Origin of the sequence: Haladaptatus sp. W1, assembly GCF_001723155.1 — an archaeon.
GTDB lineage: Archaea > Halobacteriota > Halobacteria > Halobacteriales > Haladaptataceae > Haladaptatus > Haladaptatus paucihalophilus.
The window spans coordinates 1-8,786 of record NZ_MEIH01000122.1; the positions used below are offsets into that span (position 1 = coordinate 1).

The 8,786-nt window shown below is 63.2% G+C and carries 13 protein-coding genes; 7 read left to right on the plus strand and 6 right to left on the minus strand.

The window, feature by feature from the left end; genetic code table 11:
• A partial coding sequence (locus tag BG842_RS06640; protein ID WP_139136049.1) for a trehalose-6-phosphate synthase occupies positions 1-480 on the minus strand: 480 nt, incomplete at its 3' end.
• Between the two features lie 189 nt (positions 481-669).
• Complete coding sequence (locus tag BG842_RS06645) at positions 670-984, minus strand: hypothetical protein (RefSeq protein ID WP_069450166.1); 315 nt, start codon at positions 982-984, stop codon at positions 670-672.
• Positions 985-1,065: 81 nt separating this feature from the next.
• Here BG842_RS06645 and BG842_RS06650 point away from each other — a divergent pair, with 81 nt between their 5' ends.
• Positions 1,066-1,803, plus strand: coding sequence for a creatininase family protein (locus BG842_RS06650; protein ID WP_069450167.1), 738 nt, complete (start codon positions 1,066-1,068; stop codon positions 1,801-1,803).
• Between the two features lie 21 nt (positions 1,804-1,824).
• Here BG842_RS06650 and BG842_RS06655 read toward each other — a convergent pair whose 3' ends face one another.
• Together BG842_RS06655 and BG842_RS06660 are read right to left on the minus strand one after the other, a co-directional pair.
• Entirely contained in the window at positions 1,825-2,316 is a 492-nt protein-coding gene (locus BG842_RS06655) for a DUF5790 family protein (RefSeq protein WP_069450168.1), read from the minus strand.
• Positions 2,317-2,727: 411 nt separating this feature from the next.
• Positions 2,728-3,069, minus strand: coding sequence for a dihydroneopterin aldolase family protein (locus tag BG842_RS06660; RefSeq protein ID WP_069450169.1), 342 nt, complete (start codon positions 3,067-3,069; stop codon positions 2,728-2,730).
• An 85-nt stretch (positions 3,070-3,154) separates the two neighbouring features.
• Between BG842_RS06660 and BG842_RS06665 the strand changes: the two genes are divergently transcribed.
• From BG842_RS06665 to BG842_RS06690, 6 genes are all read left to right on the plus strand, one after another.
• Positions 3,155-3,763 carry a translation initiation factor IF-2 subunit beta gene (locus BG842_RS06665; protein WP_007979779.1) on the plus strand — a complete coding sequence of 203 codons (609 nt, stop codon included), beginning with the start codon at positions 3,155-3,157 and terminating at the stop codon, positions 3,761-3,763.
• Between the two features lie 49 nt (positions 3,764-3,812).
• The gene (locus BG842_RS06670) at positions 3,813-4,031 is read left to right on the plus strand and encodes a hypothetical protein (protein ID WP_007979777.1); all 219 of its coding nucleotides are present in this window, start codon (positions 3,813-3,815) and stop codon (positions 4,029-4,031) included.
• Between the two features lie 62 nt (positions 4,032-4,093).
• Positions 4,094-4,840, plus strand: coding sequence for an NAD-dependent glucose-6-phosphate dehydrogenase Azf (azf, locus tag BG842_RS06675; RefSeq protein WP_007979775.1), 747 nt, complete (start codon positions 4,094-4,096; stop codon positions 4,838-4,840).
• Between the two features lie 49 nt (positions 4,841-4,889).
• The gene (locus BG842_RS06680) at positions 4,890-5,438 is read left to right on the plus strand and encodes an NUDIX hydrolase (protein ID WP_069450170.1); all 549 of its coding nucleotides are present in this window, start codon (positions 4,890-4,892) and stop codon (positions 5,436-5,438) included.
• Positions 5,438-5,956, plus strand: a complete 519-nt coding sequence (locus BG842_RS06685) for an NUDIX hydrolase (protein WP_069450171.1) — start codon at positions 5,438-5,440, stop codon at positions 5,954-5,956. Before BG842_RS06680 ends, BG842_RS06685 begins: the two co-directional genes overlap by 1 nt.
• Before the next feature lie 72 nt (positions 5,957-6,028).
• Complete coding sequence (locus BG842_RS06690) at positions 6,029-6,376, plus strand: rhodanese-like domain-containing protein (protein ID WP_069450172.1); 348 nt, start codon at positions 6,029-6,031, stop codon at positions 6,374-6,376.
• Between the two features lie 100 nt (positions 6,377-6,476).
• Here BG842_RS06690 and yciH read toward each other — a convergent pair whose 3' ends face one another.
• Together yciH and BG842_RS06700 are read right to left on the minus strand one after the other, a co-directional pair.
• Positions 6,477-6,770, minus strand: a complete 294-nt coding sequence (gene yciH, locus BG842_RS27290; RefSeq protein ID WP_007979767.1) for a stress response translation initiation inhibitor YciH — start codon at positions 6,768-6,770, stop codon at positions 6,477-6,479.
• A 154-nt stretch (positions 6,771-6,924) separates the two neighbouring features.
• Positions 6,925-8,786 (minus strand): transglutaminaseTgpA domain-containing protein (locus tag BG842_RS06700; protein ID WP_069450174.1); only part of this gene is annotated, 1,862 nt, incomplete at its 5' end.

Sequence of the window (8,786 nt, forward strand, 5' to 3'; positions counted from 1 at the left end):
GTCCTGAAACCAGACCACCGACTCCTCGGTCGTCTCGTCGGCGATGGCGTCCGCGAAGGCCCGGTTCGCCCGCTGATAATGCTCCCAAAACGCGGTGTCGGCGTTCATCTTCGCCGGGTCGATGTGGCAGATCGGCCAGAGAACCTGATTGCTGTAGCCGTAGTAGTATCCTTCAACTTGCTCGTCCGTGAGTTCGACGCGCCGAATGTCGTAGGCTGGCGACTCGGGTGGTACGCCAACGCGCCCGTCCTCGTCGGCCACGTCGAAATCGGCGTCGCCGCTCCCCCACGCCACCCACGTCCCACCGGCGGACTGCATCACGGGGTCGAGCGCCGACGTGAGACCCCCCGCCGGACGGCTGACGACGACCTCGCCGTTCTCACGTTCGTGGCTATACGGTTGGCGATTCGATGCGACTATCAGTTCCCGGTCCCCGAGGAGCGAGGAGACGGTTTCGGCCGTCGGTCCGTCCCCTGTCATGATTTCGCTTCTGACCCCCGGTCGAGACTTGCACGTCTGTATTCGTTCATCAGTTATCGGTGGGTCGTGACTGCGACGAATAAGGCAGTCGTCCGTTCAACTGGTTTCGCCGTGAAAAACGATGGTAACGACCACTTACGGCGCTCGCAGGCTACAACTAGTCGCGGTAATCCTCTCGTTACGGTTCCGTCAGAACGACTCCGTATCCGGGTCTTCGTCGGCCGCGGACTGTTCGACGCCGCCGCGGTCGGAGTAGCGCTGGCGACCGACCGCATCACTGTCAACCATTGTCATGATTGATTGTCGAACTTCCTCCGCCGAATCGAAGGTATCGTTCATCGGTCCGAGTACTTCTTCGAACGTTTCCGATCCCTTCGGATAGTTGATCTCGTACTCGCCGTACTCCGAGACGAGTTCGTCCACGTCCGCGGGATAGTCGTGTTCCTCCAGTTTCCCGCTCAGTTCCCCCAACTCCACACCTTGCTCTCGCTCGCGGTCGGACATGGATGGAACGACAGCACTGAGTTAGTAAGTCCTTCCGGCCGACCCCGCGATTACAAGGGGATTGCCGAACACGAAACCCGTATGCACCTCTCCGATGCGACGTGGACCGACGCCGACGACGTAGACACGGACCTCGCGCTCCTCCCCGTCGGAAGCACCGAACAGCACGGCCCGCACGCACCGCTCGGCACCGACTGGTTGAACGCCGAAGCCGTCGCGGACGCGGGCGCGGCGGCGTACGACGGCGAGGTCGTCGTCGCCCCGCCGATTTCCGTCGGCGTGAGCGAGGAGCACCGCCAGTTCACCGGCACGCTGTGGGTCTCGGAGGACACCTTCCGCCGGTACGTCCGCGAGACGGTCGCCAGTCTCGCCCATCACGGCTGGAATCGCGTCGTCATCGTCAACGGTCACGGCGGCAACGTGGCCGCGCTCCGGGAGGTCGCGGGGACGATAACCCGCCACGACGAGGCCTACGCCGTTCCGTTCACGTGGTTCGAAGCGGTCGGCGACCACCGGAGTGACATGGGCCACGCCGGGCCGCTCGAAACCGCCTTCCTCCGTCACACTCGTCCCGACCTCGTGCGCGAGGACGAAATCGAAGCGGCCCGCGAGGGCGCGAGCGACGGCTGGGGGGAGTGGGTGTCCTACACCAACCTCGCCTACGACAGCGCGGAGTTCACGGAAAACGGCGTCGTCGGCGACCCGACCGACGGTGACGAGGAGCGCGGCGAAGAACTGCTCGAACTGGCGACGCAATCGCTGGTGAAACTGCTCTCGGCGGTCGAATCGCGGGACGTGTCCCGTCCCGGCCGCGAGTAGGTCGATTCGTCTCCTTTACTCTTACTCTTCCTCTTCTTCCTCTTCTTCCTCCGCTTCCGCCTCTTCCGCTTCCACCTCGTCGTCAGCCGCCGATTCCTCGGCTTCATCGTCGTCGCTTTCGTCGTCGGCTTCCAACTCCTCCAGCGACCCCTTCAGGCTCGGAATCGTGCTCGCCAGTTCACCGACCTGCTCGCGGGCGTCCTCGACGTCCGAGATGGCGGCGTCGATGGTCTCGATTTCGTCCTTCAGGTCGTCGGCGTCCTCGAACGCGTCGGCCCGCTGCCCCATCGCGTACCACTTCTTGGCGTCGTGGAGGTGGTCCTCCGCGTCGCCGACGTCGAGCGCCGAGCGGAGCGCGTTGAGCGCTCCGAGCGTGTTCTCGGCGTCCGTCTCCCAGACGGCTTCCACGGGTGGCAGTTCCTCGCGGGCGGCCGCGAGGTGTTCTTCGACGTCTTCCCGCATCTCGTTTGCCGCTTCACCGAACAGTTCGTCATCGAACGAAGATTGACTCATGTCGCGTGATTGGACGGGATTACATTTAAAAGATAACCCGAAACCGGAAGTGAAACCACCTTTAACGACGGTCGAAGGCTCGTCGCGGGTCGATTCGACCCGCGACGAACCGTCTCCTTCACGGCAAAGCCGTGAAGGAACGAGGGAGCGAAGCTCCCTCGCATTCCCTGTAAAAGCTGGACCAAAAACACTCCTCCTCATTTCGATGGCTGACTCGCGGTGCGAGTCAGCCACTCCATTCAGTCGTCGGTCCGCTCGCTTCGCTCGCGGTAGTGTTGCTTGCCTCCCCGGAAAGTCGGACGGCCTATCGCTTCCTCCGGAAGAGCAAGCTCTTCCGTGCGCTCGTTCGCTGACTCTCACGAGAATGTCGGTCGCTGTCGTGGTGGTTGGTTCGAGTTCGATTTACGGTTTTCACTCTTCCCGAACAGACTCGATTTTCATCAGCGGGTAGCCGTCCTCCATCTCCATTCGCGTGACGACTTCTGTCCCCTCGTGGTCGATGACGATTTCGACCTCCATGTATCGCCCCGTCAACTCGGTGTAGCCGTGCTCTATCTCGTCTGCCAGTTCGTCGGTCAGGATGTCCACTTCCACCGATTCACAGGAGGGCTGGTTTTCGATGCTCTCCTCGATTGCGCGTTCGAGGCTGTCGGCGCTCTCGGGGGAGACGGGGGTGCCCGCGAACTGGTGATACAGCGCGCCGAACTTGATTCCGGCTTCGAAACAGGCGGCGTCTCGCGTCGTCGGTTCCATGCCGGAAACGAGGCATCGGGGGGTTAAAGTTCGTGATGACATGGAACACGGAGAACCTTTACGTGTTCACCTCTCAACGAACGGTATGGATTACAATTCAGCCCTCGACAGAGGCATGGACGCCGTTCCAGACCTCGAAACGAGCGACGAGCGGTTCAGCTATCCCGACCCGGCCGTCCAGAAGGACGGGTCGTTCACACGACTGACCAACTTGGACGACATCGCCGACGCCCTGTCACGAGACGGCGAACACGTTCACAGCGCGCTCCAGCGCGAACTCGGTACCAGCGGGAAGTACGAGGAAGGACAGGCACGATACAGCGGGTCGTTCACCGAGTCCGACTTCAACACTGCGCTGGACGAGTACGTAGAGGAGTTCGTCATCTGTTCGGAGTGTGGTCTGCCGGACACGCGACTCGTGCGCGAGAACCGCAACCTCATGCTCCGCTGTGACGCCTGTGGTGCGTTCCGACCGGTCACGAAGCGAAGCACGACGAGCCGAACCCAACAGCGCGACGCCGTCGAAGAGGGGCGGACCTACGAGGTCAAAATCACCGGCACCGGACGCAAGGGCGACGGCGTTGCGGAACGCGGCAAGTACACGATTTTCGTCCCCGGCGCACAGAAGGGCGACGAAGTGCAGGTGTACATCGAGAGCGTCCGCGGCAACCTCGCGTTCGCGCGGCTCGCCTGAGCGGGGTTCCTGCGAAAGCTTCTTTTGCCTCACGTTCCGATGAACGGGCATGTTCGAATCGCTCCTCGAACTCGGCATGTTCGCACTGTACATCGCCGGGTCGGGGTTGTTGACGGTTCTCGGAGCAGTGACCGAATATCAAGGTATCCAGAACGCGCTCTCCGGCGATAACACGATGGCGCTGTGGTTCGTTTGGATGGGTACTGTGGCCCTCATCGCGGGCCTCATGCTCGCCCGTGATAAGGTTCTGCACCGCGTAACGGCGTAACTGTCGTCGTCCCGCCGGAAAATCGCATGGTTCTTATCGGGGTTGTACCTCTAGCCGATTGAATGGACGATCCCGTTCTGCTCACGGGTTCCGAGGGCCGCGTCGGGTCGGCGATTCTCGGCGACCTCGAATCGAAATACGAGTGGCGATTGCTCGACAGAGAACCACCAGCGGCGGATCCGTCCCACGAATTCTTCGTCGCGGACATCACCGACTACGACGCCGTGTACGAAGCCGTGGACGGTGTCGGTGCGGTCATCCACCTCGCGGGCGACCCCCGGCCGGAAGCGCCGTGGAACAGCGTACTGGGTAACAACATCGATGGCACCCACACCGTCATGCAGGCCGCGGTCGATGCGGGCGTCGAGAAGTTCGTCTTCGCTTCGTCGAACCACGCGGTCGGTGCCTACGAGACGGAAGAGCGGAAACCGGACCTCTACCGGACGCACGACGAGTTCCGACTGGACGGCACCGAACTCCCCCGTCCGGGTAACCTGTACGGGGTCAGCAAGGCGGCGGGCGAGACGCTCGGCCGATACTACCACGACGAGTTCGACCTCAGCGTCGCCTGCGTCCGCATCGGTAACCTGACAGAGGGTCACCCGCCGATAGATTACGAACGCGGACAGGCGATGTGGCTGTCCTACCGCGATTGTGCCCACCTGTTCGACTGCTGTCTGACCGCCGACTACGGCTACGAAATCGTCTACGGAATCTCGGACAACGACCGAAAGTACTACTCCATCGAACGGGCACGCGAGGTTCTCGGGTACGACCCACAGGACAACTCGGCCCACCACGACGACTGATTTTGCGGTATCACGTCGATTTTAACCACACGCCGCCTCAGTCACGACCATGACCGACGACTGGCGCGACCACGACTGGCCGGTGCTCGAATCGGACTCCGAGTACGAAACGGGCTGGTACACCGGCGGCTACGACCTCGTGGAACAACCCGACGGGACGACGAAGAAGTACTACTGGGCGGACCTCCCGCCCGCCGTGGTCGTCCTCGCCGTCGAGGACGGACGGGTCGTCTTCGTGGAGCAGTACCGCCCGGCCATTCGGAAGACCTGCTTGGAGTGTCCCGCCGGAATCGTCGAGGACGGCGAATCGTACACGACCGCCGCCGGGCGCGAACTCCGCGAGGAGACGGGCTTCGAGGCGGACGGCCTCTCGCTACTCGAAACGTTCTGGGTCGCCACGGGCGTCCTCCGACACGAGCGCGGTATCGTCTTCGCGGAGGGACTGACGCCGGTCGAGCGGAACCTCGACGACAACGAGTTCCTCTCGGTGCGGACGGTTCCCGTCGAGGACGCCCTCGACGCCGCGCGCGAGGACCCGGCCAACGACGCGACCATCGAGGCGCTCCTCCTCGCAAACGCGGAGGGCCTGCTCGACTGATGGAGTGGAAACTCCACGCGAGACGCGGCCTGTCGCTGCTCGGCCACGCGGTCGGCTACGACACCCTCGAACGGCCTGACGGAAACCGCGTCCGAAGGGGCTGGTTCGACCCGCCGGACGCCGTGGCGATCGTGGCCCGAACCGGTGACGAACTCGTCCTCATCGAGGAGTACCGCCCGCGACTCGGCGAACGAGTGCTCTCCTGTCCGGCGGGTCGAATGGACCCCGGCGAGTCTTACGAGAGCGCCGCGAAACGCGAACTGTACGAGGAGACGGGTTATCGCGCAAAACACGTCGAACTCCTCGAAACGTACTATCCGGCGGCGGGCATGCGAAAACAGCGGGCGGTCGTCTTCGCGTCCGACCTCACGCCCGGCGACCAGCACCTCGAAGCCGACGAGTTCATCGATGTTCGGACGGTTCCCGTCGAGGACGCTCTCGACGCGGTTCGCGCCGGGCCGACCTGCGGGTGGGGATTGCCCCCGCTCCTGCTCGCGCGCGAGGAAGGGTTGATTTAGCGTTCGTGGGACGCCCGATTCCGTGTTCCCCGACCGGGTGGCTTATTCCGGCGGCCCCCATAACCCCGGTCGATGGACGCGGAAATCTCCACCGACGACGTTCACGAACTGGTCGAGTCAGACGCGGACGTTCGAATCGTCGACATCCGACCGGAGCCACAGTTCGACAGCGGTCACATCCCCGGAAGCGAGAACATCCCGTTTCACACGCTCCCCTCTCGGGTCGGCGAACTGGACGGTGCCGAACACGTCGTCACGGTCTGTCCGCTCGGCAAATCGAGCGTCCAAGCCGCCCGACTCATCGGGTCGTACGAGGGCGTTCCGGAGGACACTCGGGTCGAGAGCATGGCGGGTGGCCTCAGCGAGTGGGAGTACGAACTCGAATCGTCGGCCGACGCCGAACGCGACGCTCCGTTCTGAGGTTCAGTTTCGCCCGTTCGACCGAGACGTGACTCCTCTCGGCAGTTCGGAGACCGGTAAAAAATGATTGTGTAGCTGTCCCCGACCGACGGATGGTTCGTCAGGCGACGTTAAACCCGCGGTCGCGGAGGAAATCCTCGACGCGTCCGGTATGGTTTCCTTGAAGTTCTATCTGACCCTGCTCGACCGTGCCACCGCAGGCGAACTTCGACTTCAAGTCCGAAGAGAGACTATCGACGTCCACGTCTTTCGGGTCAAATCCTTCGATTATCGTTACCTCTTTTCCATAACGGCGCTCGTCGATGCGGATGGTGATCTGCTGGGATTCTTTTGCGACGTCTTCGCAGACGCAAAGCTCCTGAGGCAGCCCGCACGTCGAGCAGACTTCACTCATGATTTCACCGCAAGTTTAATTGAATTGTTTTTGCTCGCGGTACAGACTTGCGGTATTGTGTGCTCGATAGTCGAGCAGACTTCCGACATTACGCATGGGGCTACGAAACCAACCTATTAAACATTGTCGGGTGTGTTGCCATATCGAACGGCCGTTACCCACTCGTTCCGCTACCATCCGACCCGCGAACGATGTCGTTTACGAGCGACACCGCCTCGTCCGCGTTGTCGCGGGTCACCTCGCCCGCGTATCGCGCCTTTTCGTACAACGAACCGACACGTTCGGCTCGCTCGTCCACGCCGACGTGCGAGAGCGACGCGATGTACTCGCGCGGCGTCTCGCCGGGACGGCGCTCGCGGTGTTTGCGCGACAGGTAGTACTCCAGTCTGTCGAAGGCCCGTTCGACGTCGGCGTCCGGTTCGTCGCGCGGTTGCCAGCGCATCCACAGGGTTCGGTACGCCCGATTTACCAGACCGGTCCGCCTCGCCGTGAGCAACAGTCCGAGCACCAGCAGGCCCCCGTAGAGCACTTGCGACGTCGACGGCAGTCCGATGGGAATTCCGCCACCGGCCGTCGCGTTCGTCGTGGTAGTCGTCGTTCGCGCCGGACTGTTCGTACCGACGATTCCGTCACCGGGCCTCTGACGGTCGGGCAACTCCCCGCCCGTCGAACCGTTCGACGTGCTGTTCGTCCCGTCGCCGGTGGTCGTGGTGGTGGTCGTGGTGGTGGTCGTGGTGGTCGTCGTCGGCTCCGGGGTCCACGTTCCGTTCTCGCTCCCGGACGCGTCGATGCCCGGTTTCTCGTTTTCGCGGGCGTTTTTCACTATCGACTGTTCCGCGTCCACGCGTTCGTCGGTCGGCGTCGGGTCGAACCGGACCCATCCCGTGTCGGGGAAGTACACTTCGACCCACGCGTGCGAGTCGAGGCCGCGGACGACCCACGTATCCTCGTCGGTCCGCTGTCCCGGCGTGTATCCCGTCACGAACCGCGCCGGAATCCCTTGCGTGCGGAGCATGACGACCATCGACGTCGCGTAGTAGACGCAGTATCCCTCGTTCATCTCGAAGACGAACGAGTCGGCGATGTTCCCGTCCGGTCGGTCGACGTCGAGCGAGTACTCCTTGTTCGTCTCCAACCACTGCTCGATGGCGACCGCCTCGTCGTAGGGCGTCTTCGCGTCCGCGGTGATTTCGCCCGCCCGCTCTTTCAACCGCTGTGACGTGCTCCCCGGAACGTGCGTGTACCGTTGTCGAACGTCGCTCGGGTAGTCGGTTCCGGCCGTTCCCAACTCGCTCGGGTTCTTCGTCGGCACGCGACTGACGACGCTGTAGGACTGGTTCTTCGTCAGCGGTCGTTTCGGCGAGAGGCTCCCCGCGCTACTGATTCGCGTGTCCAACCGCTGATTGTCGAGGACTCGAATCGGCTTCCACGCCGCGGGCATCGCGTCCGCCCGCGTCGCTTTGACGGTGAACGTCTGTCGAATCTCGTAGGAGTCTCCGGGCGGCGACGACTGCTGTTCGTAGGCGCGACTGCCGCCGGTTCGTATCCAGTCGTTCCCCGTATAGCGGTCGTACGACGCGACCTTCCAATACCCCTCGTGGCTCGCCGTGACGGTGTACTGCACCTTCGGCGACAGTTCGATGCTGCCCTGCACCGAGAGGCGCGGGTTGTTGCTGATGAGTCCGCCGTTGCCGCCCGACCCGCCGCCGCTGTTCGATAGTATCGGACTCGCACGACCGCCGGGGACGACGCTCGCCGTCGCGGAGAGGAGGACCATCGCAACCAGCGCGACGACCAACACGTCTATCTGGCCGACGGTGGCACCGTACCGAACCATCGTCCCGAAGGCGATAATTCCGAGCGCGCCGAGCATCCCCGCGAGCGTCACGAACGACCCGGCGTCGCCCGTGAGGACGAAAAAGCCGAGCGCCGCGCCGCCGCTCGCCGCCGCGAGCATGTACCGACGGCGGCAGACAAGATACCATGGCACGAAGACGGTCGCCGGTGCGACGCCCA

Bases quoted from the DNA above. Each gene is read 5' to 3' on its own strand.
- BG842_RS06645 (WP_069450166.1), bottom strand. From the start codon at position 984: ATGTCCGACCGCGAGCGAGAGCAAGGTGTGGAGTTGGGGGAACTGAGC.
- BG842_RS06650 (WP_069450167.1), top strand. From the start codon at position 1,066: ATGCACCTCTCCGATGCGACGTGGACCGACGCCGACGACGTAGACACG.
- BG842_RS06655 (WP_069450168.1), bottom strand. From the start codon at position 2,316: ATGAGTCAATCTTCGTTCGATGACGAACTGTTCGGTGAAGCGGCAAAC.
- BG842_RS06660 (WP_069450169.1), bottom strand. From the start codon at position 3,069: ATGGAACCGACGACGCGAGACGCCGCCTGTTTCGAAGCCGGAATCAAG.
- BG842_RS06665 (WP_007979779.1), top strand. From the start codon at position 3,155: ATGGATTACAATTCAGCCCTCGACAGAGGCATGGACGCCGTTCCAGAC.
- BG842_RS06670 (WP_007979777.1), top strand. From the start codon at position 3,813: ATGTTCGAATCGCTCCTCGAACTCGGCATGTTCGCACTGTACATCGCC.
- azf (WP_007979775.1), top strand. From the start codon at position 4,094: ATGGACGATCCCGTTCTGCTCACGGGTTCCGAGGGCCGCGTCGGGTCG.
- BG842_RS06680 (WP_069450170.1), top strand. From the start codon at position 4,890: ATGACCGACGACTGGCGCGACCACGACTGGCCGGTGCTCGAATCGGAC.
- BG842_RS06685 (WP_069450171.1), top strand. From the start codon at position 5,438: ATGGAGTGGAAACTCCACGCGAGACGCGGCCTGTCGCTGCTCGGCCAC.
- BG842_RS06690 (WP_069450172.1), top strand. From the start codon at position 6,029: ATGGACGCGGAAATCTCCACCGACGACGTTCACGAACTGGTCGAGTCA.
- yciH (WP_007979767.1), bottom strand. From the start codon at position 6,770: ATGAGTGAAGTCTGCTCGACGTGCGGGCTGCCTCAGGAGCTTTGCGTC.